The sequence below is a fragment of the Aeromicrobium sp. CF3.5 genome (assembly GCF_051262695.1).
In the GTDB taxonomy this organism is placed as follows: domain Bacteria; phylum Actinomycetota; class Actinomycetes; order Propionibacteriales; family Nocardioidaceae; genus Aeromicrobium.
In genome coordinates, this window is the sequence record NZ_JBIMEZ010000001.1 from 204239 (window position 1) to 227830 (window position 23592).

Annotated in this window: 28 protein-coding genes; 19 read left to right on the plus strand and 9 right to left on the minus strand. The window is 69.6% G+C overall.

Going from position 1 to position 23592, the window contains the following annotated elements:
- Nucleotides 1-15 precede the first annotated feature (15 nt).
- The 8 genes from ACHAA3_RS01025 to ACHAA3_RS01060 are packed head-to-tail and all read left to right on the plus strand — an operon-like array spanning nt 16 to nt 7936.
- On the plus strand, nt 16-696 hold the full coding sequence (locus tag ACHAA3_RS01025) for a GNAT family N-acetyltransferase (RefSeq protein ID WP_435707069.1): 681 nt from the start codon (nt 16-18) through the stop codon (nt 694-696).
- A gap of 51 nt (nt 697-747) precedes the next feature.
- On the plus strand, nt 748-1665 hold the full coding sequence (locus ACHAA3_RS01030) for a DUF2785 domain-containing protein (protein ID WP_435707071.1): 918 nt from the start codon (nt 748-750) through the stop codon (nt 1663-1665).
- Between the two features lie 51 nt (nt 1666-1716).
- Nucleotides 1717-3432, plus strand: coding sequence for an acetolactate synthase (locus ACHAA3_RS01035; protein WP_435707072.1), 1716 nt, complete (start codon nt 1717-1719; stop codon nt 3430-3432).
- 17 nt (nt 3433-3449) lie between these two features.
- Nucleotides 3450-3989 (plus strand): GNAT family N-acetyltransferase, encoded by a 540-nt coding sequence (locus ACHAA3_RS01040; RefSeq protein WP_435707073.1) that lies wholly within the window; start codon nt 3450-3452, stop codon nt 3987-3989.
- 15 nt (nt 3990-4004) lie between these two features.
- Nucleotides 4005-5705 carry an ABC transporter transmembrane domain-containing protein gene (locus ACHAA3_RS01045; RefSeq protein WP_435707074.1) on the plus strand — a complete coding sequence of 567 codons (1701 nt, stop codon included), beginning with the start codon at nt 4005-4007 and terminating at the stop codon, nt 5703-5705.
- Nucleotides 5702-7456: an ABC transporter ATP-binding protein gene (locus ACHAA3_RS01050; protein ID WP_435707075.1), complete on the plus strand. Its 1755-nt coding sequence runs from the start codon at nt 5702-5704 to the stop codon at nt 7454-7456. Before ACHAA3_RS01045 ends, ACHAA3_RS01050 begins: the two co-directional genes overlap by 4 nt.
- A 10-nt stretch (nt 7457-7466) precedes the next feature.
- A complete protein-coding gene (locus tag ACHAA3_RS01055) occupies nt 7467-7823 on the plus strand; it encodes a thioesterase family protein (RefSeq protein ID WP_435707076.1) in 357 nt (118 codons plus the stop codon).
- Between the two features lie 38 nt (nt 7824-7861).
- On the plus strand, nt 7862-7936 hold the full coding sequence (locus ACHAA3_RS01060; RefSeq protein ID WP_369797015.1) for a 50S ribosomal protein bL37: 75 nt from the start codon (nt 7862-7864) through the stop codon (nt 7934-7936).
- Nucleotides 7937-8034: 98 nt separating this feature from the next.
- On the opposite strand, the gene rsrA is transcribed toward ACHAA3_RS01060, so the two are convergent.
- From rsrA to ACHAA3_RS01075, 3 genes are all read right to left on the minus strand, one after another.
- Nucleotides 8035-8298, minus strand: coding sequence for a mycothiol system anti-sigma-R factor (gene rsrA / locus ACHAA3_RS01065; RefSeq protein WP_435707077.1), 264 nt, complete (start codon nt 8296-8298; stop codon nt 8035-8037).
- 82 nt (nt 8299-8380) lie between these two features.
- Nucleotides 8381-9010: a sigma-70 family RNA polymerase sigma factor gene (locus tag ACHAA3_RS01070; RefSeq protein ID WP_435707078.1), complete on the minus strand. Its 630-nt coding sequence runs from the start codon at nt 9008-9010 to the stop codon at nt 8381-8383.
- A gap of 132 nt (nt 9011-9142) precedes the next feature.
- Nucleotides 9143-9877 (minus strand): SOS response-associated peptidase, encoded by a 735-nt coding sequence (locus ACHAA3_RS01075; RefSeq protein WP_435707079.1) that lies wholly within the window; start codon nt 9875-9877, stop codon nt 9143-9145.
- Between the two features lie 71 nt (nt 9878-9948).
- Here ACHAA3_RS01075 and ACHAA3_RS01080 point away from each other — a divergent pair, with 71 nt between their 5' ends.
- The 7 genes from ACHAA3_RS01080 to ACHAA3_RS01110 all read left to right on the plus strand — a co-directional run bounded on the left by ACHAA3_RS01080 (nt 9949) and on the right by ACHAA3_RS01110 (nt 14929).
- Entirely contained in the window at nt 9949-10425 is a 477-nt protein-coding gene (locus ACHAA3_RS01080) for a DoxX family protein (RefSeq protein WP_435707080.1), read from the plus strand.
- Nucleotides 10422-11729 carry a 3-phosphoshikimate 1-carboxyvinyltransferase gene (gene aroA / locus ACHAA3_RS01085; RefSeq protein ID WP_435707081.1) on the plus strand — a complete coding sequence of 436 codons (1308 nt, stop codon included), beginning with the start codon at nt 10422-10424 and terminating at the stop codon, nt 11727-11729. Before ACHAA3_RS01080 ends, aroA begins: the two co-directional genes overlap by 4 nt.
- Before the next feature lie 15 nt (nt 11730-11744).
- Nucleotides 11745-12770 (plus strand): ribosome small subunit-dependent GTPase A, encoded by a 1026-nt coding sequence (rsgA, locus tag ACHAA3_RS01090; protein ID WP_435707082.1) that lies wholly within the window; start codon nt 11745-11747, stop codon nt 12768-12770.
- Nucleotides 12771-12843: 73 nt separating this feature from the next.
- Nucleotides 12844-13776, plus strand: a complete 933-nt coding sequence (locus ACHAA3_RS01095) for an inositol monophosphatase family protein (RefSeq protein ID WP_435707083.1) — start codon at nt 12844-12846, stop codon at nt 13774-13776.
- Between the two features lie 53 nt (nt 13777-13829).
- Nucleotides 13830-14261 carry a CBS domain-containing protein gene (locus ACHAA3_RS01100; protein WP_435707084.1) on the plus strand — a complete coding sequence of 144 codons (432 nt, stop codon included), beginning with the start codon at nt 13830-13832 and terminating at the stop codon, nt 14259-14261.
- 32 nt (nt 14262-14293) lie between these two features.
- The gene (gene arfB / locus ACHAA3_RS01105) at nt 14294-14689 is read left to right on the plus strand and encodes an alternative ribosome rescue aminoacyl-tRNA hydrolase ArfB (protein WP_435707085.1); all 396 of its coding nucleotides are present in this window, start codon (nt 14294-14296) and stop codon (nt 14687-14689) included.
- Between the two features lie 66 nt (nt 14690-14755).
- Nucleotides 14756-14929: a hypothetical protein gene (locus tag ACHAA3_RS01110; RefSeq protein WP_435707086.1), complete on the plus strand. Its 174-nt coding sequence runs from the start codon at nt 14756-14758 to the stop codon at nt 14927-14929.
- A 33-nt stretch (nt 14930-14962) separates the two neighbouring features.
- Here ACHAA3_RS01110 and ACHAA3_RS01115 read toward each other — a convergent pair whose 3' ends face one another.
- Nucleotides 14963-17161 carry a thiamine pyrophosphate-dependent enzyme gene (locus ACHAA3_RS01115; RefSeq protein WP_435707087.1) on the minus strand — a complete coding sequence of 733 codons (2199 nt, stop codon included), beginning with the start codon at nt 17159-17161 and terminating at the stop codon, nt 14963-14965.
- Nucleotides 17162-17344: 183 nt separating this feature from the next.
- Between ACHAA3_RS01115 and ACHAA3_RS01120 the strand changes: the two genes are divergently transcribed.
- The 3 genes from ACHAA3_RS01120 (at nt 17345) to ACHAA3_RS01130 (ending at nt 19212) form a co-directional block, all read left to right on the plus strand.
- Nucleotides 17345-17821: a hypothetical protein gene (locus tag ACHAA3_RS01120; protein ID WP_435707088.1), complete on the plus strand. Its 477-nt coding sequence runs from the start codon at nt 17345-17347 to the stop codon at nt 17819-17821.
- A 144-nt stretch (nt 17822-17965) separates the two neighbouring features.
- Entirely contained in the window at nt 17966-18715 is a 750-nt protein-coding gene (locus ACHAA3_RS01125; protein WP_435707089.1) for a PspA/IM30 family protein, read from the plus strand.
- 8 nt (nt 18716-18723) lie between these two features.
- On the plus strand, nt 18724-19212 hold the full coding sequence (locus tag ACHAA3_RS01130) for a DUF2505 domain-containing protein (protein WP_435707090.1): 489 nt from the start codon (nt 18724-18726) through the stop codon (nt 19210-19212).
- Here ACHAA3_RS01130 and ACHAA3_RS01135 read toward each other — a convergent pair whose 3' ends face one another.
- The 4 genes from ACHAA3_RS01135 to ACHAA3_RS01150 are packed head-to-tail and all read right to left on the minus strand — an operon-like array spanning nt 19213 to nt 22727.
- Nucleotides 19213-19509, minus strand: coding sequence for a hypothetical protein (locus tag ACHAA3_RS01135; protein ID WP_435707091.1), 297 nt, complete (start codon nt 19507-19509; stop codon nt 19213-19215). It abuts the gene before it with no gap.
- 10 nt (nt 19510-19519) lie between these two features.
- Nucleotides 19520-20920, minus strand: a complete 1401-nt coding sequence (locus tag ACHAA3_RS01140; protein ID WP_435707092.1) for a WS/DGAT/MGAT family O-acyltransferase — start codon at nt 20918-20920, stop codon at nt 19520-19522.
- A 35-nt stretch (nt 20921-20955) separates the two neighbouring features.
- Nucleotides 20956-22068 carry an AAA family ATPase gene (locus ACHAA3_RS01145; RefSeq protein WP_435707093.1) on the minus strand — a complete coding sequence of 371 codons (1113 nt, stop codon included), beginning with the start codon at nt 22066-22068 and terminating at the stop codon, nt 20956-20958.
- A complete protein-coding gene (locus ACHAA3_RS01150) occupies nt 22068-22727 on the minus strand; it encodes a hypothetical protein (protein ID WP_435707094.1) in 660 nt (219 codons plus the stop codon). Before ACHAA3_RS01150 ends, ACHAA3_RS01145 begins: the two co-directional genes overlap by 1 nt.
- Before the next feature lie 109 nt (nt 22728-22836).
- On the opposite strand from ACHAA3_RS01150, the gene ACHAA3_RS01155 reads away from it, so the two are divergent.
- On the plus strand, nt 22837-23067 hold the full coding sequence (locus ACHAA3_RS01155) for a helix-turn-helix domain-containing protein (protein WP_435707095.1): 231 nt from the start codon (nt 22837-22839) through the stop codon (nt 23065-23067).
- Nucleotides 23068-23070: 3 nt separating this feature from the next.
- On the opposite strand, the gene ACHAA3_RS01160 is transcribed toward ACHAA3_RS01155, so the two are convergent.
- Nucleotides 23071-23571 (minus strand): hypothetical protein, encoded by a 501-nt coding sequence (locus ACHAA3_RS01160; protein WP_435707096.1) that lies wholly within the window; start codon nt 23569-23571, stop codon nt 23071-23073.
- Nucleotides 23572-23592: the final 21 nt, after the last annotated feature.

Below are 23592 nucleotides of genomic sequence, written 5' to 3' on the forward strand. Positions count from 1 at the left end.
GCCTATCTTGGCAGGGTGCATCCGCTCGCCGACGTCATCTGCGCGGCTGCTGCGGGATGCTTTCCCCCTGCCGATGGCGTTGTCGAGGCGCTGCCCTCGTGGCGACCACGCCTGGAGGCCGTCGTGGCCATGACAGGTCACGGCTACCTGTGCCTGGACGACGGTCACGAGGTGCCGCGTCCGTGGCACGACCTCGCCTCGGACGGGTTCGGGGGTCTGAGCGACCCGCGGGTCGTCACCGCCCTGGCGGGGCCACAGGCAGCACGCGAGGACATCGACTCCCTCGACGTGCTCCTCGTGAGCATGCCCACCGCCGGCCGGCGCCCAACGGATCGACACGTCCTCATCGAGTCCACGCGCACCGATCACCCACGGGTCGAGTTCGCCCGGCGCCTGCGCGACGACGTCCGTGTGCTCGAACCCGCGACGCCGAGCGGAGACCTCGCGGTGATCGCGACCGGTCTGGCCGGTCTCACCGAGATCTCTCTCGAGGTCGACCCTGCTCGTCGTGGCCATGGCCACGGGACGGAGCTGGTGCGCTCCGTGCTGAGCGAGCTGGCGACGAACGACCGGTCGCCGAGCGAGCCCGTCGTGGCCATGGTCGCTCCCGGGAACGCGGCTTCGCTGCGGTGCCTGCTGGCGGCCGGATTCACCCCGGTGGGCTCGGCGCAGGTGTGGCATCGCAGAGACAGCTAGGCGGTGAAGGCGAGAGCGTGGCATGACCGGGCACACATCTACGATGAGGTCATGTCCGAGGCCTACTGGCAGACCGTGCTGCAGAGCGGCGCTGACGTGCCGCCCGATCGTCCGCTGAACGAGTCGACGGTCGAGCTCGTCGAGATGTTGGGACATCCCAATCCTCGATGGCGCGAAGATCTCGCGTACCCCCTGCTGACCACCTGGATCACCAAGGGGGTCTACGACGAGCTGCTCGCGGGGTTGGGCGATGGCGTCGTGCCCGGTCTGCGCCACGGGTTGGGACACGACGGCGACGTTTCGGTGCTGCGACGCTCGTACAGCGCCCTGATGCTGGCCGAGATCATCGGCCGCGACAACTCCGAGCATCTGATGAGCGCAGACTCCGTGCTGGTCTGGGGCGACCACGCCACCGCGTGGTACACCCGCGAGCAGGACCATCGCGGGTGGATCCCCGAGCAGGGATGGGCCAACTCGATCGCCCACGGTGCCGATCTGCTGGCTGCGCTGGCGAGATCCCGGCACTTCGGGCGTCTGGAGCTGACGGTCCTGCTCGACGTCATTGCCGACCGCGTCCTCACGCCCACTGCCTACATCTGGCGCCACGCCGAGGAGGACCGCCTCGCCTACGCCGTCATGACCCTGCTGCACCGCAACGCACTCGACCCCAGCATCGTGGAGCCGTGGCTCGCCCGCCTCGGCGACGGCATCAGGCCCCCACGCACGCGCGGCCACCTCGAAGCGGAGTGGCCGCCGCCGTCGGTGCGCAACACGTCGTCGTTCCTGCGGGCCCTGCACCTGCAGCTGGCCCTCGGGGTGCAGGGCCGCGACGACCTGCGTTCCGATGACGAGCTGTTCGACAAGCAACCCGCGCACCGCGCCGATCTGCTGCTGGCCGTGCTCGATCAGATCCGCGCCGAGCAGCCGTGGCTGTACCGGGCCACCACCCGTGCCCGTCCCTTCAGCTGAGGTCGCGCCGACCGATCACGCGTGCTCCCACCGTCCAGTAGCCTGCGTCACATGACTGACACGCAGGGCAACGAGACCGAGAACGGCACCCCGGAACCCGGTACGGAGAAGCCCAGTTCGGACCAGCATGGCGGAATCCACGCGCTCGACGTGGCTCGAGCCCACGGGGTCACGGCCCTGTTCACGCTGTCCGGGGCGCACGTCTTTCCGATGTACGACGCCGCGGTCAAGGCAGAACCGGCCATGCCGATCATCGACGTCCGGCACGAGCCCACGGCGGTGTTCGCGGCCGAGGCGGTCGGCAAGCTGACCCGCACCCCGGGCCTCGCCGTGCTGACCGCAGGTCCCGGCGTCACCAACGGCGTCAGTCCCATCGCCCAGGCCCACTTCTCCGGATCGCCCCTCGTGGTCGTCGGTGGCCGTGCCCCCGCGGGGCGCTGGGGCACCGGCAGCCTGCAGGAGCTCGACCACCCGCCGATCATCGAGACCGTCTCCAAGTGGTCGACGACCGCGCACCGGGTCGACGACATCGCGCCCACCATGGAACGCGCCTTCACCCTGGCCGGGTCGTCGCACCGCGGGCCGACGTTCGTCGACGTCCCGATGGACCAGTTCTTCGACAGCACGACCGTCACCGAGCAGTCGCGCGGCAACACCACCGCCGCCATCGAGCCAGACGCCGACGCCCTCTCGGCCATCGCACGTCTGCTCGCCGACTCCGAGCGCCCGGTGCTGGTGCTCGGCACCGACGTGTGGTCCGACGGCGCCGAAGGTGCAGCCCTGGCGTTCGTGACCGAGACCGGCATCCCGGTCATCGCCAACGGCATGGGACGCGGCATCGTGCCCGGCGGGCACCCCCAGCTGGTCACCAAGGCCCGCTCGGCCTCCTTCACCCGCGCTGATCTGGTCATCGTGGTCGGCACCCCGCTGGACTTCCGACTCGGCTACGGCATCTTCGGTGGCAAGGACGGGACGACCCCGGCCAAGGTCGTGCACCTGGCCGACTCCCCCGCCCAGGTCTCCACCCACGCCGAGCTGGCCGGATCAGCCAGCGGTGACCTCACCACCGTGTTCACCGGACTGCTGCAGGCCCTGCAGTCGGCGAGCGGATCACGCCCCGACTGGTCGCCGTGGTTGGCCGGCCTGACCGACGAGGTCGCCGCAGCGGTCGAGCGCGACGCCGCCCTCCTCGGTGCCGAGGCCGACCCCATCCACCCGGCCCGCATCTACGGCGAGCTGATGCCTCGGCTGGAGGACGACGCCGTCGTCATCGGCGACGGGGGCGACTTCGTGTCGTTCGCCGGCAAGTTCGTCGAGCCCAAGCGTCCCGGCCGCTGGCTCGATCCCGGTCCGTACGGCTGTCTGGGCGCCGGCATGGGAGCGGCGATGGCGGCGCGCATCACGAGGCCCTCCAGCCAGGTCGTGCTGCTGTACGGCGATGGTGCCGCCGGCATGTCCCTGATGGACGTCGACACCCTGGTGCGACACAACCTGCCGGTCGTCATGGTCGTCGGCAACAACTCGGCCTGGGGCCTGGAGAAGGGCCCCATGCAGATGTTGTACGGCTATGACGTCGCCGCGGATCTCGCACCGCAGACCCGCTACGACCAGGTCGTCACGGCTCTGGGAGGCGGCGGAGAGATGGTCACCGACCCGACGCAGATCGGGCCGGCACTGGATCGTGCCTTCGCCTCGGGCGTGCCCTACCTCGTCAACGTCATGACCGACGTCGACGCGATGTACCCGCGCAACACCACGGGCATCTGATCGCGGACCCCACCTGCATGACATCTGACATCGTCGTGCGCCCGGCGCACCCCGGTGAGCTCGATGCGGTCGGCGCACTGACCGTTGCCGGCTATGACGCCGAGGGGTACTTGGTGCGGCCCGACGGAACCTACGACCACGACTACGCGACGTGGCTCGGGGATGCGACGTCCCGCGGCCGCGATGGTGGGCTGCTGGTGGCCGTCGAGGGCGACGAGCTGCTGGGGACCACGACCTGGTGCCCACCGGGGTCACCCCACCGTGATCTGGCGACTCGTTCGGACCAGGGCGAGTTCCGCACCCTGTCGGTGTCCCCCACGGCTCGACGACGTGGCATCGGACGCATCCTGGTCGAGGAGTGCCTTCGCCTCGCCCGGCACGACGGTCTCACCGAGGTGCTGCTGTGCTCGTTGCCCGAGATGGCGCCAGCGCACCGGCTCTACGCCTCGTCGGGGTTCACCCGGAGACCCGATCTGGACTGGTCGCCGGCCCCGGGGGTCACCTTGTGGGGCTTCTCGATCGACCTCGACCCGGCCCGGCCCGTCGCCACACAGTAAGGCTAGCCTTACTGCATGTTGCCCCGCACCGGTCTGTCGTTGATCTGGCGTGGGATCACTCGACACCGGCGCGAGGTGCTGATCGGCTTTCCGCTGATCATGGCCTGGCACCTGTGCGAGACGCTCGTGCCGGTCGTCATCGGAGTCGTGATCGATCAGGGGATCGCCGACCCAGGCTCCGACCCAGGCGCCAGCAGGTTCGTCGCCTCGCTGGGTCTGGTCGTGGCGACCTTCCTCGTGCTCGCCGCCTCGTACCGGTTCGGGAGTCGTTTCCTGGTGCGCGCCATCGAGGACGAGGGCCACCTGCTGCGCACGGAGATCGCCGGTCACGTGCTGCATCCGCGCGGCGCCCGCACCGACCTGCTGCCCGGCGAGGTCCTGTCCCTGGCCACCTCCGACGCGACCCTGGTGCCGGCGGTGCTGCATCAGCTCGCCTTCTCGGTGGCCGCCGTGACCAGCCTGACGACGGTGGCGGTGTACCTGCTGATCGTCGACCTGCAGCTGGGCCTGTTGATCCTGATCGGCGTTCCCGCCGTCGTGCTGACCATCCAGGTCGCCACCCCGCTGGTCGCCCGACGCACCCACACCCAGCAGGAGCGCACGGCCGAGGCCACCGGACTGGCCACCGACCTGGTCCAGGGACTGCGGCCGCTCAAGGGCATCGGCGGCGAGCACGTCGCGGTGGCCCGCTATCGACGTTCCAGCGGCGAAGCCGCTCGCGCCACCGTGGGCCTGGCCCGCTCGTGGGGATATCTCGCCGGCCTCACGACAGGACTGAGCGGCCTCCTGCTGGCCGCGGTCGTGCTGCTCGCCGGCACCCGGGCCCTGAGCGGCGACATCTCGATCGGCGAGCTGATCGCCATCGTGGGCCTGACGCAGTTCCTCGCCGAGCCCATCGCCCAGCTCGGCGAGGTCAGTGCATCGTTCGCGCGCTCACGCGCTTCGGCGCAGCGCATCAGGGACTTCCTCGCCACGGCCCCGCTCGTTGCCGCCGGCACCGATGCACCGGTGGGATCACCGCCTCTGCTGGCCCTCACCGACGCCAGGGTCGGTCCCCTGCTCGGCCTCGATCTGGTGACTCACGACGGCGAGGTGCTGGCGGTGGTGATCGAGGATCCCGCCACCTCCGACGCACTGGTCGCCGTCCTGTCCGGTGAGCAGGATCTCGAGTCGGGCAGCGCGCGTCTGGGTGATGTCCTGCTCGAGCACCTGTCGATCGAGGGCAGACGCAGTGCTCTGCTGGTGGGGAGCCACCACACGACGATGCTCGAGGGCACGATCCGCAGCATCGTCGATCCCGCAGGAGTGCTCGACGCCCGCCGACTCGATGACGTGCTGACTGCGTCGGCCGCCTCCGACGTCGTCGATCTGCACCCCGACGGTCTCGATCGGGCCGTGCGCGCCGAAGGGTCCTCGCTGTCGGGAGGGCAACGTCAACGACTCTCGCTGGCCCGAGCCCTCGCCCGCGATCCCCAGGTCCTCGTGCTGCAGGACCCCACCAGCGCCATCGACCCGGTCACCGAGCAGCACGTCGCGAACGGTCTGACCGGTGTGCGCCGGCACCCGGGCCGGTCGACCATCCTCATCACGTCGAGCCCGGCCCTGCTGCGCGCCGCTGACCGCGTCGTGCACGTGCGCGAAGGCCGGGCCACCGCCCATGGCTCCCACGAGAACCTGCTCGACGAGGCCAGCTATCGAGCGGCGGTCCTGCGATGACGACCGGCCCCGTGCGAGACCTGTTGCCCGTGGCCTCGCCAGGCGACACGGCCCACCACATGTGGCGTCTCGTGCGTCGACGCCCGACCCCGTTGGTCGTCGCAGCGATCGCCTTCTTCCTGATCGGTCTGGCCGGCACCGTCCCGGTCCTGATGATCGGTCGAGTCGTCGACACGGTTCGCGAGGACGGTCCCCCGTCCGACCTCGTCTGGTTGACCGCAGTCATCGCGATCTCCGGGCTCGTCGGGGCCGTGGCGGCAGCGGTCTCGACCGCCGCTCTCGCCTCGGCCGTGGCTCCAGCACTGGCGACGGTGCGCGAATCGGTGCTCGAGGGCGCGCTGGGGCAACCGTCGGCCCGCATCGAGGCCGCTGGCATCGGCGACGTGGTCTCGCGGGTCGGCGACGACGTCCGTCACGTCACCGAGTCGCTGGATGAAGCCGTCCCCGCCATGCTCGCCTCGATCGTCACCCTCGTGTTCACGATCGGAGGGTTGTTCACCCTCGACTGGCGCATCGGGCTGTCCGGCCTTGCCGCGGCGCCGTGCTACCTGTGGGCCCTGCGTTGGTACCTGCCGAAGTCCGCGCCCAAGTACCGCAACCAACGCATCGCCGAGGGCGAGCGGGCTGACTCCCTGGTGGCGGGCATCAGCGGAGCGGCCACCCTGCGCGAGCTGGGTCGGTCGTCGGACGGCGTGGACCGGATCGAGGACCGCTCGCAGGACGCGGTGCGGGTGACCGTCGATGTCTACCGGCTGTTCACCCGGTTCGGGTTCCGCATGAATCTTTCGGAGATGGTGGGGCTGATGGCCGTGCTGACCGGTGGCTACATCGTGGTCCGCACCGGCACCGGCACGATCGGCGACGCCACGGCCGCCGCCTTGTTCTTCCACCGGTTGTTCAACCCGATCGGTGCCCTGCTGTTCCTGTTCGACGTCGTGCAGTCAGCGGGCGCCGCTCTGACCAGGCTCGTGGGCGTCGCCCGACTCGACGTCCCCCACACACCCTCCGGTGACCTGGGACCCGAGCCCGCTCTCCACCTGCACGGCGTCGGCCACTCGTACGAGCCCGGGCACCCGGTGCTGGAGCCGACCGACCTGCAGATCGCACCGGGCGAGCACATCGCCGTCGTGGGCGCGACAGGAGCCGGCAAGTCGACCCTCGGAGCCATCGCCGCAGGCTCGATCCACCCCACCTGCGGGTCGGTGATGGTGGGAGACGTCGTCCTGTCAGACCTCAGCGAGTCAGCCGCCCGCGAGCACGTCGTCCTGGTCAGTCAGGACGTGCACGTCTTTGCCGGCACGGTGCGCGACAACCTCCTGCTGGCCCGCGCCGACGCCGACGACGAGGCCCTGCTCGAGGCACTGGAGCTCACCGGAGCCATCGGATGGGTCACGGCCCTGCAGTCCGGGCTCGACACCGTCCTGGGCCACCACGGTCACTCCCTCACCGCGGCTCGCGCCCAGCAGCTGGCGCTGGCCCGGGTCGTGCTGCGCGACCCGGCCGTCGTGGTCCTCGACGAGGCATCGGCCGAAGCCGGCTCGGCCGGCGCTCGCGACCTCGAGACCGCCACCCGGTCCGTGCTGGCAGGACGCACGGCGATCGTCATCGCGCACCGCCTCACCCAGGCACAGCAGGCCGACCGCATCGTGGTGATGGACGCTGGCCGCATCGTGGAGGAAGGCCCCCACGCGCAGCTGGTCGCCTCGGGCGGTCGCTACGCCGACCTGTGGACCGCGTGGTCGGGTCGCTAGGTTCGAGACCATGACGACGCACACCGTGACCCGCACCGTCTCCCCCACCGACACCGCCCGCGCCGTGGGCAGTGGCGATCTCGACGTGCTCGGCACGCCGGTGCTGCTGGCCTGGTGCGAGGCGGCCACGTGCGCCGCGCTCGACCTGGCCCCGGACCAGACCAGTGTCGGCACCCGGGTCGAGATCGCGCACGTCGCCGCCAGCGCGATCGGCGCCGAGGTCAGCGCGACCGCCGAGGTCGAGCACCTCGACGAGCGACGTGCCCGCTTCACCGTGACCGCGATCGACGGCAGCGGCACCGAGGTGGCCCGCGGAATCATCGAGCGGGCCATCGTGGATCGTGAGCGGTTTCTGTCCCGGCTGTGACGTGTGAAAGACTGGGGCGTCTACTTCAGGAGGACCCCATGGGCAAGACCGGACGCAAGCGCCGCGCACGCCGCAAGAAGGGCGCGAACCACGGCAAGCGCCCCAACGCGTGACGCAGCAGCACTGAAGCAATCACTGCACCTCTGCAGTGCACGAAACCCCCGTCGAATCCGACGGGGGTTTCGTGCGTACCGAGGTGATCTCGTCGCGGCTACGTCGTCTCGGTGATCTGCACCTGGACGGTGCGGATGGAGAACAGCACCCGATCGCGCAGCGGCGCGGGAGCGACCTCGACGCAGGAACGAGACACCAGCTGCTTGACGACCCGCTCGAGGTCGAACTCATCGAGGCAGTCCGAGCAGTCATCGATGTGACTCTGGATCTCCTCGCAGCTGGCCGTGTCCATCTCCTGATCGATGAACAGGTAGAGATTCTGCAGGGCCTTCTCGCAGTCTGGACCGTCGCACGCACCCATCACGACACCTCCGTCGAAGAAGCACGGTACGCAGCTGCCGTGATGAGCATGGCTGAATTGTTCACTCGCTGGCGCTCGGTCATCACTTATCACCTGCCACGGCCATGCCGCGGTCGCGGGCGTAGTCCGAGAGCTGCTCGCGCAGCAGGCGGCGACCCCGGTGCAGACGCGACATCACGGTGCCAATGGGCGTGTCCATGATCTCGGCGATCTCCTTGTAGGGAAATCCCTCGACGTCGGCGAGGTAGACCGCGTAGCGGAAGTCCTCGGGCAGCTGCTGCAGGGCGTCCTTGACGTCGCTGTCGGGCAGGTGCTCCAGCGCCTCCATCTCGGCAGACTTCAGACCCGACGACGTGTGCGCCGAGGCTGCCGCGATCTGCCAGTCCTCGATCTCGTCGGTGATCTGCTGCGGCTGGCGCTGCTTCTTGCGGTAGGAGTTGATGTAGGTGTTCGTGAGGATGCGGTACAGCCAGGCCTTGAGATTGGTGCCGGGCTTGAACTGGTGGAAGGCGCTGAACGCCTTGGCGTACGTCTCCTGCACCAGGTCTTCGGCGTCGTGCGGGCTGCGCGTCATGCGCAGGCCAGCCGAGTACAGCTGATCGAGGAACGGCAATGCATCGGCCTCGAAGCGCGCGTGACGCTCCTCGAGCGTCTCGTCCTCGAGGTTGATGCTGGCCGCATCGGCCGTGGGGGTCTTGCCGGGATCGGTCATCACCTGCCAGCGTACTCCGGAATCGGCAGGTCGTTCTAGGCATGTGCTGGGTGCAGACATCGGGCCTCCTCGAGGAGTGTCAACGCGGCCCGGCCGTGCGCTATTCCACCGCGCACGTGCGCACTGGCGACCTCAGAGGGGTGCGATGAGCTCAGGGCCGTTGTTGCGGACCTGGTTGACCGCCGTGGCGACCGGGTAGGCATCGAGCAGCCCCGGAGCCGCCGGTGTCAGCAGCTCCATCAGCTCGTCCGTGGGTCGCGGGGCCGGGTCGAGCCACTCATCCCATCCGCCGGGATCCACCAGCAGCGGCATGCGCTCGTGGAGGTGGCCGACCGAGTCCTCTGCGGTGGTGGTGATGATCGTGAAGCTGACGACCCACTCGCCCGATGCGGGGTCCTTCCAGAACTCGTGCAGACCGGCCATCGCCAGGGGCGACCCGTCCTTGGAGCGGATGAAGAACGGCTGCTTGCGGGCCTTTGCCTTCTCGCCGGGCTTCTTCTCCTCAACCTCGCTGGCGTACCACTCGTAGTACCCGTCAGCGGGAACGAGCGTGCGGCGCTTCGCGAAGGCTCGACGGAAGGACGGCTTCTCGGCGAGGGTCTCTGCCCGCGCGTTGATCATCCTGGCCCCGATCGACGCATCTTTGGCCCAGCTGGGAATCAGACCCCAGCGGGCCGACAGCAGCTCACGCTGGGCCGGCGCTCCGTCCGAGACGCCGTCGCCTCGCCGGCCGACCAGCACGGGCGCCTGCTTGGTGGGCGCCATGTTGAAGTCCGGTTCGAGCTCATCGCCCAGGGACACCAGGTCGGCCCCGAAGTCCCGGATCAGGTCCGCCGAGGTCTGGGACGTCGCGTAACGGCCGCACATGGCCCCAGACTGTCATGACCGGCCCGCCAGGCCCGGCTTGCCTGTGAGCCGGGGTCCGGTATGAATGGACCATGACTCTTCTTCGTGTGGTGGCCCGTCCGATGATCGCGTCGTTGTTCGTCTACGGCGGCATCTCAGCCATCAGGAGCCCCAAGGTGCGCGCGCAGCGGGCCGAGCCTGTCGCCGACTTGATCCGCAAGGCCGCTCCCCAGACCCCCGTCGATGCCGCGACCCTGGTGCGCGTCAACGGCGCGATCCATGTCGGCGCCGGCCTTGCCCTCGCCACCGGCCGCGTCCCGCGCCTGTCCGCGGCAGCGCTCGCGATCACGATGCCGCCCACCACCTTGTCGGGCCACCGCTTCTGGGAAGAGACCGATCCAGCGGCCCGTGCCAACCAGAAGGTCCACTTCCTGAAGAACCTGGCCATCACCGGCGGCCTGCTGCTGTCGACGCTCGACCCGGATCCCCAGAAGAAGTTCATCGCTCGTCGCGCCAAGGACAAGGTCGTCGAGGCATCCGAGACCGTGCAGGCCCAGCTCGGTCGGTGACCACACCTGCGTGGGCGGCGCCGTACCGTTCGGCACCCTGGGATGGATCTGTCGCGGTTCCCGGCTCCAAGTCGCTCACCAACCGGGCCCTGGTGCTGGCGGCCCTTGCCGACGAACCGTCCACGATCTCTCGGCCGCTCGTCTCGCGTGACACCGAGCTGATGGCCGCTGCCCTGGCTCAGATGGGCGCCACGATCGACACCGACGATCCCGCTGCGTGGAACGTCGCTCCCGTGGAGGATCGCGGCGTCGCGGATCTGATCGACATCGACTGCGGTCTGGCAGGCACCGTCATGCGATTCGCCCCGGCCGTCGCCGCACTCGGCTCGGTCGCGGTCCGATTCGACGGCGACCCGCGCGCCCGCCAACGCCCCATGGACGCCACGATCGCGGGCCTGCGTGCCCTGGGCGCCCAGGTTCACGAGGACGACGTCGCCGGCGCACTGCCCTTCACGGTGCACGGCGGCTCGCTCGACGGCGGGACGGTCGAGATCGATGCATCGTCCAGCAGCCAGTTCGTCTCGGCCCTGCTGCTGGTCGGGGCGCGCCTTCGGCGCGGTCTCGATCTCGTGCACGTCGGTGCCAGCCTTCCGTCGCAACCCCACATCGACATGACGGTCACCGAGCTGCGGCGTCGTGGCGTCCAGGTCGACGTCGATCCCGCGACGCCTCGCTGGTCGGTGCGTCCCGGACCGATCGATGGCCTCGACGTCGAGATCGAGCCCGACCTGTCGAATGCCGGCCCCTTCGTCGCTGCTGCACTGGTCACCGGCGGACGGGCCCGCATCGAGCACTGGCCCTCGACCACCGATCAGGCCGGCGACCACTGGCCGATGATCGTCGAGGCCTTCGGCGGCCGTGCGGCACGCGAGGGCGACGACCTGGTCGTCGAGGGGCCCGAGGTCCTGCTCGGCGTCGAGCTCGACCTGCACGACGTCGGCGAGCTGACCCCGGTCGTCGCCGCGATCGCGGCACTGGCCAGTGGCCCCTCCACCCTGACCGGCGTCGCGCATCTGCGCGGACACGAGACCGACCGCCTGGCGGCACTCGCCACCGAGATCAACGCACTCGGGGGCAAGGTCGCCGAGCTCGAGGACGGGCTGAGGATCGAACCCCGCCCCCTGCACGGGGGCGTGTTCGGCACCTACCACGACCACCGCATGGCTCATGCCGCTGTCGTGCTGGGTCTTCGGGTCGCGGACCTGCAGGTCGAGAACATCGCCGCCACGGCCAAGACCTGGGCCGGGTTCGCCGACGTGTGGCAGCACGCCATGGCCACGTCCCCACTCGACGGTCCAGCGTGAGAGCGATGGCCTGACGTGTCACGCCGAGACGACGACGAGCACGCGGCCTTCGAGCGACCGCGCCGCCGCTCGCAGCCACGTACCAAGGTTCGCCCCGACTACTCCGACGCAGCGACGGGGCGGGTCGTGACGATCGACCGCGGCCGCTACACCGTCGCCTTCGATGACTCCTCCTCCGCAGGCGGATCGTCCAGTATCCGATCGGTCACGGCGGTCAAGTCACGGGGGCTCGGCCGCAAGGGTGTCGTGGTGGGTGACATCGCCCGGGTCGTGGGTGACATCACCGGCGACGAGGGATCCTTGGCCCGGATCGTCGAGGTCGAACCGCGGTCGACCGTGCTTCGACGCACCGCCGACGACGACGACCCGATCGAGCGCATCATCGTGGCCAACGCGGACCAGCTGATGGTGGTCGCCGCGCTGGCTGACCCGCCACCGCGTCCAGGCCTGGTGGACCGGTGCCTCGTGGCTGCCTTCGACGCCGGCATGACTCCCCTGGTCTGCCTGACCAAGGCCGATCTCGCCTCGCCCGATGCCATGCTCGCCCAGCTGGAACCGTTGGGCGTGCAGGTGCTGGTCACCCAGCGCGGCGGAGACATCGAGGCGATCCGCGCCGTGCTCGACGGCCACGTCACCGCCATGGTCGGGCACAGCGGCGTCGGCAAGTCCACCCTGGTCAACGAGCTGGTCCCCGACGCCGAGCGGGTCACCAGCCACGTCAACGCCGTCACTGGTCGCGGCCGTCACACCTCCACGTCGGCGATCAGCCTCGCCCTGCCCGCAGGTGATGGGCTGACCGGCGGCCGCATCATCGACACCCCGGGCATCCGCTCCTTCGGGCTGGCCCACGTGCAGGTCAGCGAGCTGATCCGCGCCTTTCCCGACCTGCAGGACGTCGCGGTCGACTGCCCGCGCGGATGTCCCCACACTCCCGACGAGCCCGAGTGCGCGCTCGACGTCGCCGTGGCAGCCGGCCGGCTGCCCGAGCCGCGGGTCGCGTCGTTCCGTCGGATGCTGGCCAGCCGCGACCATCGCGACTGAGTACTGGGCGACTGAGGGCCAAGACCCACCGGCAGATCCACGATTCGCGCCCTCGCGCCTCTATCGTGGGGCCATGGCTTCTGTGTACAACGACGATCTGCGCCTCGCGCACATGCTCGCCGACAACGCGGACAGTCTCTCGATGGACCGGTTCGGGGCCGTGGATCTCAAGATCGAGACCAAGCCGGACATGACCTACGTGACCGAGTCGGACCAGGCGGTCGAGGCCGCCATCCGGCGAACGCTGAAGTCGGCCCGTTCTCGCGACCAGGTCTTGGGCGAGGAAGAGGGCTCGTCCGCCCCTCGCACCGGTGATGACGAGATCGAGACGGTGGGCCGACGCTGGATCATCGATCCCATTGACGGCACCTCCAACTTCGTGCGCGGCGTGCCGGTCTGGGCCACGTTGATCGCCCTCGAGGACGACGGCCAGATCGTGGCGGGCTGCGTGTCAGCGCCCGCTCTGGGCCGCCGCTGGTGGGCCTCCGTGGGCGACGGAGCCTTCACGGGCAGGTCGATGGCCTCCGCACGACGCATCGGCGTCTCTCGGGTGTCTGCGCTCGGCAACGCCTCGATGTCGTACGCCTCGTTGGGCGGGTGGGAGCAGCTCGGCAAGGCTGACGCCTTCGCAGCCCTGCTGCGGCGTTGCTGGCGCACGCGCGCCTATGGCGACTTCTGGTCCTACATGCTGCTGGCCGAGGGCACCGTCGACATCGCGGCCGAACCCGAGCTCAAGGTCTGGGACATGGCGGCGCTGGACATCATCGTGCGCGAAGCGGGAGGCCGCTTCACCAGTCTCGCCGGCGACCCCGGACCGTGGGGCGACAACGCCCTGGGCACCAACGGACTGCTGCACGACGAGGCCATGGCCTACGTCGGCCATTTTCCCGACGGAGCAACGGCGCACGAGGGCTGGGACGACGAGCCCGAGCCGGGACCGCGCGATCCGTCCGACAACGTGCGGTCCTTCGCCTTCGACCGCCGCCCGTCCGAGGACCTGTCCTGAACGTGTGACTCGCGTTACAGTTCCAGCACCCCAAGATCCAAGGAGCTGGTTCGATGAAGGTACGCGACGTGATGGCGTCCAAGGGAAGCAGCGAGGTCTTCACCGTCCTGCCTGATGCGACGGTCGCCGAGCTGCTCGACCGACTGGCCGACCTCAACGTCGGCGCACTGGTGGTCAGTGCCGACGGGTCGTCCATGGTCGGGATCGTCAGCGAGCGCGACATCGTCCGCAAGCTGCGCGGCACGAGCAACGCCCGCGAGACCAAGATCGCCGACATCATGACCACCGATGTGCGGGTCTGCGCTCCCGACGACTCCTTCGCCGCCCTGATGGTCATGATGACCGAGCACCGCGTCCGTCACGTGCCGGTGCTCGAGGACGGCAAGGTCGTCGGAGTCCTGAGCATCGGCGACGCCGTCAAGCACCGCATGGAGCAGCTCGAGTTCGAGCGCGACCAGCTCACCAGCTACGTCGCGGGCGGTTGACCGATCGGCGCTGGTGCTGAAGTCTGTCCACCGTGCACCCGATTCCCGAGCGCGAGCTGGGCTGGAAGTTCAGCCGCAGCTCGGGCCCGGGCGGTCAGCACGTCAACACCAGCGACACCCGGGTCGAGCTGACCTGGTCACTCACCGACACCACCGTGCTCACCCCCGAGCAGAAGGCGCGGGCCGCCGCCGTCCTGAAGCATCGCCTCATCGACGGCACGATCACCGTGGTGTCGTCGCAGTACCGCTCCCAGCATCGCAATCGCGAATCCGCCAGGGCTCGCCTGCAAGACCTGGTGGCCGCCGCTGTCGTCCCGCCCAAGAGTCGGCGCGCCACCCGCCCGACCCGCGGATCGGTGCGCCGCACCAACGAGTCGAAGAAGCGGCGATCGCAGACCAAGCAGGGCCGCCGCGGCGACTGGACGTGAGCCGCACCCTTGATTCGTCTCAGGCGAACGGGGTACACAGGACGCACACCAATCGAGGGAGATCTCATGACCATCGCACCCCCGGAACCCGACGAGGCCGACCCGTTCGAGAGCGATCCGTCAGAGTCCCCCGATCTACCTGATCCGGAGTTCCCCGAGGTGCTGCCCGGCGGCGACCCCGGCCCGGGCGGCGCCCCCGAACCCGAACCCCAGACCGAACCGTCGCCCGACGGTCCGTAGTCGGGGCAGGTGATGGTTCGCCAGGTCACGCACCTAGGCCAGCAGGTCGGTCGCTCCGCGCACGATGTCGTCGACGGACAGCAGCACGGTCGCGGCGGCCGGTCCCAGCGGCACGAAGGAGTCCCGACTGGCGACCCGGCCGATCCGGCCCGGGTACTGCCCCTCCACCAGGGCTGACACGACGGCCTCGCCGACACCACCGCTGCGGCGGGTCTCATCGACCACGAGCACCCGATCGAATCGGGCCGCGTGCTCGAGCAGATCGGCCTCGGGCAAGGGCGCCAACCACCGCAGGTCGAGCGTGGTGCACGAGACTCCGTCGGTCGCCAGACGATCGGCTGCCTGCCAGCTCATGTGCACGCCGTTGCCGAACGTCACCATCAGCAGGTCGGTGCCGTCGCCGTGGGTCGAGACGTGCTCGAAGGTCGTCGTGTCGGTCTCTGCAGGGGGCCGGTAGTCAGCGAGCCAGGCGCCGTCACCGGGGAGCAAATCGCGCTGGTGGTACTGGGCGATCGGCTCGAGGAACACGCACACCCGCCCCTCTTCCTGGGCCAGCGCGACACACGTGCGCAGCAGGTCGGAGGCCTCGGCCGGATGACTGGGGACGGCCAGCACGAGACCCGGGATGTCCCGCAGGACCGCGACGGAGTTGTCGTTGTGGAAGTGCCCGCCGAATCCCTTCTGGTAGGCCAGTCCGGCGATGCGCACGACCATGCCGTTGGCGTGCTGCCCGGCCGAGAAGAATCGCAACGACGCCGCTTCGCCACGCAGCTGATCCTCGGCGTTGTGCACGTAGGCGAGGTACTGGATCTCGGGAATCGGCAGCAGACCGGCCAGGGCCGCACCGAGCGCGGTGCCCAGCACGGTCTGTTCGTCGAGGATCGAGTCGAACACGCGAGCGGGTCCGAAGGTCTTGCGCAGACCCCGTGTGACGCCGTAGACGCCGCCCTTGACCGCGACGTCCTCGCCGAACACCACGCTGTGCGGCCGCGCGGCCATGACGTCGGTCAGCGTCGCATTGATCGACTGGGCCAACGTGAGCGGCCCGGCCTCTTCCGGCAACCTGCCCTCGAAACGGCTCCGGCGATCGTCGGCCGCCAGACCCACCCCCAGCTGCACCGCACGCGCGTGACGGGCGGTCAGGGGCTCCATGACGTCGTCCGCGGTGGTGAGCCTCTCGGTGCCACACATGGCCTCGGCGGAGGCCATCACCTCTCGGCGGACCCGTTCATATCGCTGCAGCACCTCGGTGGCGCTGAGCTGGCCGGTGGCCACCAGCGTGGCCGCGGTGGCCAGCAGCGGATCCCGGTCGTGGTCGGCGGCGATCACCGCAGGCGTCCGGTAGGCGACCTCGGCGTCGGACCCGGCGTGCCCCATGAACCGCACGGTCTGCAGGTGGACGACCGCGGGCCGCCGCGAGAAACGAACCTCCTGCACGACGCGGTCCATCATCAACAACGCTTCGGCCGGTGACGTGCCATCGACCTGGTGGAACGAGATGCCGTCGTAGCGGGACAACGCGGACTCGATCCATCCCGGTGGCGTGGGGGTGCTGATCCCGATCCCGTTGTCCTCGCAGATCAGCAGCAGCGGGATCGGCAGATGGTTGCAGGAGATGTACGACGCAGCATTGAGCGCACCCTGGGTCGTGGAGTGATTGGCCGAGGCGTCACCGAAGCTGGCCACGACCACGGAGTCGCGCGGCCACGGCACCTGCGCTCTCAGCTGGTGAGCGCGCGGCAGGGAGAAGGCCAACCCCACCGCACGTGGCAGGTGCGAGCCGATCGTCGAGGTCTGCGGGATGACCGACAGGTCGGGGTGACCGAACACCTTGTGACGGCCACCGGAGATCGGGTCGAACACCGACACGGCCATGCTGTGCAGCACGTCCTCGATCGGACTGGAACCTGGAACCTGCCGAGCCCGAGCCGCATAGAAGCCGCCCGATCGATAGTGCAGCAGGGCCGGATCGGTGGGGCGCAGCGCAGACGCGACCGTCGCATTGCTCTCGTGCCCGGCCGATCCGATCGTGTAGAAGCCCTCGCCCTCGCTCTGCAGCCAGCGGGCCGCGAAGTCGAGATGGCGGCTCTCGGTCTGCGCCTCGAACACGGTCAGCAGCCGATGCGGCTCGACCTGGGCGGCCATCGGATCGGCGCGCGCCGACGCGAGCTCGGGAGCGCCGGTCCAGCGCTGGACCTGCGCGACGAAGTGATCGTCGATCGCGTGCACCATGCCTGCCTCCGCCCCGGCCGACGCATTGGTCGACCCCGATCACACTGTGCCACCTGGCATGGACCCGCCACCACAGGCCGCTCCGTCGGCATCAGGATGCTGCGCGATGGCAGCCCCGTCGTTACAGTGACAATGAGCCTCCGGCGCTGATGCGCCCCTTCGTCCCTCCCAGGAGATCGCGTCGTGCAGAAGATTCCTCGTCTCGGCAAGCTGGTCGCCGCTGCCGTGATGACCATGGTCGCCGCCGCCTCCGTCATCACCTTCGCCGGCGGATCCTCCGACCCGGCCCCCGTCAACCTCGCCGAGGCGCCGCCGAGCCGGAGCACGCCACCCGCCGATCTCCCCTCGACCGAGGACGAGGAGACTCCCGAGCCCGACAACGGTGACGCAGAGACCGCCGACCCGGATCCGACCCCGCCGACGCGCCAGACACCGACGACCGACCCGACCACTCGGCCCCCCAGCCAGTCCTCTCCATCCCCCTCCGCCGGGGGTGGCAGCAGCAGCTCGCCGCATCAGGCCAGCCCACGCCCCGATCGGACCGTGGCCCCGCCGCCTCGACCGGCTCCGAACACTCCCGAGCCGCGTCCCACCCCCAGCCCATCGCCGGACGAGCCCGACCTCGTCGGTGACCTGCTGGACGCCCTGCTCGGCGGCTGAGGCTCCCGATGGCACGCAGCGGCGGGTCCTGGTCGATCCTGCGACGCTCCCCGGCCAGGCAACGAGAGGCCCATGACCTCATGGTTCTAGATTGAGGGCTGTAAACAGGACAGACTCAGGCGTACCCCACAGAAAGCGCAGACGATGAACCAGAAGCAGTCGATCCTCGGACGAGTTACCCAGCTGACCCGGGCCAACATCAACTCCCTCCTCGACAAGGCCGAGGACCCCGAGAAGATGCTCGATCAGCTGGTGCGTGACTACACCAACTCCATCGCCGAGGCCGAGGAGGCCGTGGCCCAGACCATCGGCAACCTGCGGATGGCCGAAGCCGACCACCGCGAAGACATCCAGGCCTCCCAGGAATGGGGCGCCAAGGCGCTGGCCGCTTCGCGGAAGGCCGATTCACTGCGCACCTCGGGCCAGCCCGACGAGGCCGACCGGTTCGACAATCTCGCCAAGGTCGCACTGGGCAAGCAGATCAGCTACGAGGGTGAGGCCAAGTCCGCCGCCCCCCAGATCGCGTCCCAGAACGAGGTCGTCGAGAAGCTCAAGACCGGCCTCATCGGGATGCGCGGCAAGCTCGAGGAGCTGCAGAGCAAGCGCGACCAGCTCGTCGCTCGTCAGAAGACCGCTGACGCGCAGGCCAAGGTGCAGAACGCCGTCAAGTCGATCGACGTGCTCGATCCGACCAGCGAGGTGTCCCGTTTCGAGGAGAAGGTGCGCCGGGTCGAGGCTCAGGTCGCGGGCCAGGCCGAGCTCGCGTCGTCCAGCCTCGACGCGCAGTTCGACGAGCTCGAGGCCGACAGCGACGCCCTCGAGATCGAGGCACGGCTGTCCGAGCTCAAGGGTGCCGCGTCCACTCCGGCCGTCGAGTCCACTCCCACCGAATAGGCGCCGAGATGACCAAGATCAATGAGTCGCTGACCTACACCGGCGCCGACGTCGAGGCCGTGTACGGCCTGATCTCCGACCAGGCGTTCCGGACCGAGTCGTGCGAGCACCAGGAGTCCTCCGACATCGACGTCACCGTCGAGCCGGATGGCGACGGCTGCACGGTCAGCGTCTCGCGCACCCAGGCGGCCGCGATGCCCGAGTTCGTCAAGAAGATCACCGGCTCGACCGTCAAGGTCAAGCAGACCGAGAAGTGGAGTGGACCCGACGCCCACGGCACCCGCACCGCGGACGTCAAGGTCTCGATCGTGGGGCAGCCGGCCGAGATGGTGGGCGTCGCGTCGCTGACCAAAAGCTCCAGCGGCACCGTCTTTGAGGTCAAGGGCGATGCCAAGGTCTCGATCCCCCTGCTGGGTCGCAAGATCGAGCCCGAGGTCGCCAAGGCGATCGTCTCCTCGCTGAAGGAAGAGGTCGCCTTCGGGATGACCAAGCTGTAGCTAGCTGCCCTGCACCAGCTCGATGACAGCGGCGATCTCCTGCGTGCCGAACCACGCGAGGTCGCCGCTGTCGTCGACTGCGACGTGCAAGGCCTCGACGAGGTCCAGCGTGATGGGTCCATCGGGGTCGGTCGTCTCGGCGACCGCGACGATGCGGCCCTGCTCGGCTGCCGTCTCCAGGGCTGCGAGCTCGTCCTCCTCATCCGTGGACGACGGCAGGTAGCCCTCGACCTCGACAGCCCGCCCGGCAGCCAGCTGCTGCAGGTGGTCGGCCTCGATCGGCAGGTAGATCCTCATGAGCGACACCTCACTTCTTGCTGGGGCGCTGGCGACCCCGTGGAGCCCGGCCGCGACGTGACGTCACGGTCTCCACCAGCTCGTCGAGCGCGTCCTCGATGCACTGGGCCAGCACGTCGACGTCGGGCACGGCCTCGCGATCCGCCACGATGCCGAAGAAGACCTTGCTGCGGTACGACGTGACGCCGATCGACAATGCGCGGTGGCCACTCAACGGGATGCAGGGATACACCTCGGCGACGGCCTCCCCGGCCATGTACACCGGATCTTGCGGTCCCGGCACGTTGGTGATGACGATCTGGTGGCCCCGGCCGGACTCGGCGTCGGCGACGCGTGCGCCCACGGCATGAAATGTCGAGGTGGCGAAGCCCGGCAGGTTGGCCAAGGTGTTCGCCGCGACCGCCGACCCGGTCTCGCGATGGTCCTGCAGCGCGTACGACACCTGGTGCAGCCGCACCACCGGATTGGTCTCGCCCACCGGCAGCGATAGGAGGTGCCCACGGACGGTGGATCCCAGCGAGGTGGGAAGCCCGTCCGACGAGGCGACCGACATGGGCACCATGGCCCGAAAGCTCGTCTTCGCCGTGACCGGCTCGGCTCGGGTCAGCATCCAGCCGCGGATGCCACCTGCGATTGCGGCCAGGATCACGTCGTTGACGGTTCCGCCGTGGGCCTCACGCACCCGGCGGAACTGATCGAGGTCGGTCGCCAGGGTGGCGAAGCGGCGATGTCGACTCAGCTCGGTCGACAAGACCGTGCGCGGGACGCTTCCGTCCGCACCGATCACCGGCAGTCGGCGTGCCAGACGACCGAGGTTGTGCTCGGTGACGCGCAGCGCCTCACCCACGTGGCGCACGTTGTGGTTCAGCGTGCTGCGGACCAGCCCGGCCGAGCTCGGCGAGCGACGCGGTTGCCAGTCCTCGTGGGGGATGTCGCGCTCGTGGGCCGTCTCCTCCAGCAGCACCTGCGCCAGGTCGATGGTGTGCGATCCATCGACGAGCGCCTGGTGCGCCTTGAACAGCAGGGCCAGACGATCACCCTGGTAGCCCTCGATCAGGTACAGCTCCCACAGCGACCGGTCCAGATCGAGACGTCGGGCGATGAGGCGACCCACGAGCTCGTGCAGCGCGTCGCGGCTGCCCGGACGCGGCAGGGCGGAGCGGCGCACGTGCAGGGCGATGTCGAAGTTCTCGTCGTCCAGCCACACTGGGGTGCCCAGTCCGCCGGGCACGAGACGCGGCACCTGGCGATAGCGCGGCACCAGGTCGATCCGCTCGTTGATCACCCGGACGAGGCGGTCGTGGTCCAGCTCAGCGCCGGGCTCGAGGATCGCGAGCGATGCCACCTGGCGCGGCACGGTGGGGCTGTCCTGCTGTAGAAACATGGCATCCAGCGGGCTCAACCGTTGCATCGCACTCCTTCGTCAGCGATGAAGTTACCACCCGGTCACCGGGCTGGCCGCAGGGTGGCGGCGAAGGCCTCGACCCGGGCGACGAACGGCGAGCCCGGGGCCGTGGCACGGGGCGTGCGGCCCGCGATGGCGGCGGCATCCCAGGTGGGCTGGTCGAACGGCAGGTGAGCCTGGGGCGTGATGCCGGTGAGTCGGGAGACCGTGGCATCGACCTCACGGTCCGACCAGCCGAGGCTGCGGCGTGACATGTTGATCAGCACCCGAGGCGCGCGTCCCGGCGCGATCGTCGCGAGGTCGTGCAGAGCACGAACCAGGCGGGTCAGGCCCAGCGGCTCGGCGCGTCCCACGACGACGATCTCCTCGGCCCGCTCCAGGACCTGGACCGTGCTGGCGTGGCGGCCCGGGCCGCCGGGTCCGGTGATCTCGATGCCGTGCCCGCAGTCCACGACGACCGCGTCGGAGGTCTCCGTGAGGCGATCGAGGACGAGATCAAAGGCCCCCGGCCGGACCTGGGACCACATGTCGGGGCGCGGCAGGCCACTGACCAGGCGCAGACGAGTCTCCACCTGTTCGGCATGCTCGTCGATGTCGATCGCGCGACCCTGGTTGGCGGCTCGACACGCGGCGACCCATCCAGACACGTCATTCAGGACACCGAGCATCTGAGCCTGCGCTCCACCGTCGACGTCAGCGTCGACCAGCACCGTGTCTGAACCCCGGGCGGCCAGCGCTGAGGACAGCGCCAGTGCCACTGAGCTGCGACCCGGCGCCCCGGCAGGCCCCCACACCGCGAGCAGCGGCGCTCTCGGTGTGGCCTCGGCCGGAGCGAGGAGCTCCAGTGCCGCGACGTCGTCGAGATCCTCGACGCCATAGGGGCGCCCCAGCCCGAAACGAGCAGCCTGCTCGGGCGTGGCCTCGACCGGCACCACCCGGACACCGCCGCGGTCGAGTCGGTCCAGCACATCGAGGTCGAGCCCGGGCAGCTCGGTCGAGATCAGCGCGACCGGTGCGAGATCGGTACCGATGACAGCCAGCAGGTCTGCGAGGTCGACACACCGTCTCACCAGCCGCAACCGGCTCGAACGCTCGAGGTGAGCCAGGACCTGCGACTCCCACGCCGCGCCCCCGGCAGCCAGCACGACGTCCACTAGCCGACCCGCACGACGGTGACGTGGCCAGCCGCGATCGTCGACACGGTCTCGCCGGTGACCTGCGCGGCAGGGACCCGCACGAGCACGGTGCGCGCCAGGGCACCCCCGAGCGATCCGGCCTCGCCACCGCTGTCGATCACCCGCGCGTCGGCCAGCACTCGCAGTGAGGTCTGGTCGGCGGTGTCGCCGGGACCGGGGCCGACCCAGATCTCGACCTGGTCCCCGGCGCGCAGATTGGCAGGGGCTGCTCCCTCGGTGACCGTGAGAGGCACCTCGCGCAGGTCGTCGAGTCCCCGGTCCACCAGAGCAGCCCCGTCCAGCAGCTCACCCGAGGTGACGTCGCGGTCCCACTGCAGGTCACCCATCGCTGCCGGCAGCTCGTCGTCGACACGTAGATAGCGTTCGGCCGAGGCTCCCGACAGCTCGACCGGGCGCGCCTCGAGGTGATCGGCGACCAACGGGGTTCCGGCGCGAACGTCGGAGGCGACCGCCCAGTACTGCACCGACTCATCGCCCAGGGCCACGAGTCGCGCTCCGCCCACGGTGGCGGCGAGCACGAGCAGCACCCCCAGCAGCAGGCGTGGATCGGTCCATGGTTTGAGTGTGAGGCGCTCGGCCCGCGAGGCGGGTTCCCTGGCCCCCCGCCAGTTCGTCATGACCACTTTCTACCGGGGACACCCGTTCACGTCTACCCCGTGATCCACTTCTCCACAGGCGCACCCGGTGCTGCAGAAGGCTGACACCAGCCCGTGGAACACTGAGGACATGGCACCAAGTCCGCGTTTCCTCACGTTGCCCGACGTGGCCGAGGTGCTCAACGTGACCGTCCGACAGGTCTACGCCCTCGTGCGGGCCGGCGATCTCCGTGGCATCCAGATCGGCGGTCGCGGCCAGTGGCGGATCGAGAACAGCGAGCTCGAGGACTACATCGCCCGGCAGTACGCCCGCACCGACGCCAGCCTGACCGAGGAGTCCGAGGACCTCTCCTCGTCCTGAGAATCAGCCCGCCGAGGTGACCACGGCGATGGCGTCGAGCACCACGGTTCGCGTCGCGCTCCCTGCGGTCAGGCGGACGAAGTCGTGCCCGACCACCTCGATCGAACCGTCGAACGTGCGCCCGTCGCCGAGCACGAGCCGCACCGAGCCCGCGTCATCGCGCAGCCGTCGCAGCGCCTGCCCCCACCCCATCGCCGCGTCGATGCGGCTCGGCGGGTCTGCCCGTCGTTCAGCGGCCAGCACTCCAGAGACCGCTGAACACGCCACGAGATGCCCGCCCATGCCTGCACGCAGTCGGATCAGGCGCTCGTTGATGGCCGCCACCTCGCCGGTCACCTGACCCGCACCGCTGACCTCGAGCACCACCTGACCCCCGATCAGGTCACGCCACGACGTCTCGGCCCAGATCTCGTCCCGCAGGTCGCCGGCCAGTCCCTCCGCCTCTGACTTCGCGATCTCGACGCTCACGGCTTCGAGGTCAGCGAACAACCTGTCCCAGCGCATGACGGCACGGTACCCCACAGG